This window comes from Streptomyces capoamus, from assembly GCF_014654935.1.
Taxonomy (GTDB): Bacteria; Actinomycetota; Actinomycetes; order Streptomycetales; family Streptomycetaceae; genus Streptomyces; species Streptomyces capoamus.
Map to the genome: position 1 here is coordinate 70,296 of NZ_BNBF01000029.1, position 1,575 is coordinate 71,870.

The window sequence follows — 1,575 nt, forward strand, 5'->3', positions numbered from 1 at the left end:
GGGGACGGTCGCGGGCCGGGCCGTGGGGCCCTCACTCGTTCGAGAACTCCTCGACCACCGTCGCCCCCAGCTCCCGCACGATCAGTTCGTGGCCGGAGAGCGCCGACTCGTCCAGATCCGGGTCGTCGTCCTCGGGGATGTCGTCCTCGGGGGCGACGGGCGGCGGCTCCGGCGCGGTGTCCGGCCGGGTCGCGGGCGCGGTCCGGGCGCCGTTCTGCGCGGCGGCCTGGGCCGACGGCTGGGCGGGCGCGGGGCGGGAGGCGGCCTGGGTGCCGTAGCCACCGCCGGCGGCGCTGCCGTAACCACCGCCCTGGGCGCTGCCGTGGCCGGCGGGGGACGCGCCGCCGTAGCCGCCGCCTCCGCCGTAGCCGGGCGTCCCGCCCGCGGGCGGGGCTGAGCCGCCGCCGGACGGGTCGACGATCGCCTCGATCTTCCACTGCACGCTGAACTGCTCGGCCAGCGCCTGCCGCAGCACGTCCTCGCTGCCGCTGCCGGCGAAGTTGTCGCGGGCGCCGGCGTTGACGAAGCCGAGCTGGAGGGTGGTGCCGTCGAAGCCGGTCACCTGGGCGTTCTGACTCAGCAGGATCCAGGTGAAGCGGCGCCGGTTCTTGACGGCCTCCAGGATGTTCGGCCAGAGCGCACGGGGGTCGAGACCGCCGGTGGGCGCGGGAGCGGGGGCCTGCGCGGCGGGGGCCGCGGGCGTGGGCTGCGCCGGCTGCGCAGGGGCGGAGGCAGGGGTCGGGGTCGCGGTCGGGGCGGTGGCCGCACGGCCGGGACCCTGGCCCGGCCCGGCGGCCGTGGGCCAGCCACCGGGACGCCGGCCGCCACCGGCGGGGGCGGCCGTGGGCCAGGCACCGGCGGCGGGGGCGGCGGCTGCAGGGGGCTGCGCGGCGGGGGCCGGAGCAGGTGCAGGTGCAGGGGCAGGCGGCGTCGGTGCGGGGGCGGGTTCGGCCGGGGCGCCCGGACCGCCCGGAACGCCGGCCGGGCCGGCCGGAGCACTGGGCGCGGTCGGGCCGCCCTGCTCGACCCGAGCGCCCTGCTCGACCGCAGCGCCCTGCTCGGCGGGAGCGCCCGCGGCTCGGACCGCCGCGCGTGCCGCCGCAGGTCCCCCACCGGGCGGCGCGGGAACCGCACCCACGCCCGCACCCGGCGCGAAGGCGCCGCCGTGGGCCTCGGGACCGGGGACGTACCCCATGGCCGGCGCACCCGCACCGCCGGAGAAGCTGATGCCGCGCTCCAAGCGGTCGAGGCGGGCCATGACGGACCGCTGGTCGCCGTAGGCGGCGGGGAGCAGGACGCGGGCGCAGATCAGTTCCAGCTGCAGGCGCGGAGAGGTGGCGCCGCGCATCTCGGTCAGACCCTCGTTGACCAGGTCGGCGGCGCGGCTCAGCTCGGCGGCGCCGAAGGTCTCGGCCTGGGCCTGCATCCGCTCCAGGACGTCGACCGGGGCGTCGATGAGCCCCTTGTCCACGGCGTCCGGAACGGCGGCCAGGATCACCAGGTCGCGCAGCCGCTCCAGCAGGTCGGCGACGAACCGCCGCGGGTCGTTGCCGCCCTCGATGACACGGTCGACGA

General features: G+C 79.0%; 1 pseudogene. It reads right to left on the bottom strand.

Features of this window, described 5'->3' with window-relative positions:
- Positions 1 to 31 precede the first annotated feature (31 nt).
- A pseudogene (locus IE312_RS42925) lies at positions 32 to 1,575 on the bottom strand (DNA polymerase III subunit gamma and tau); the annotation flags it as partial.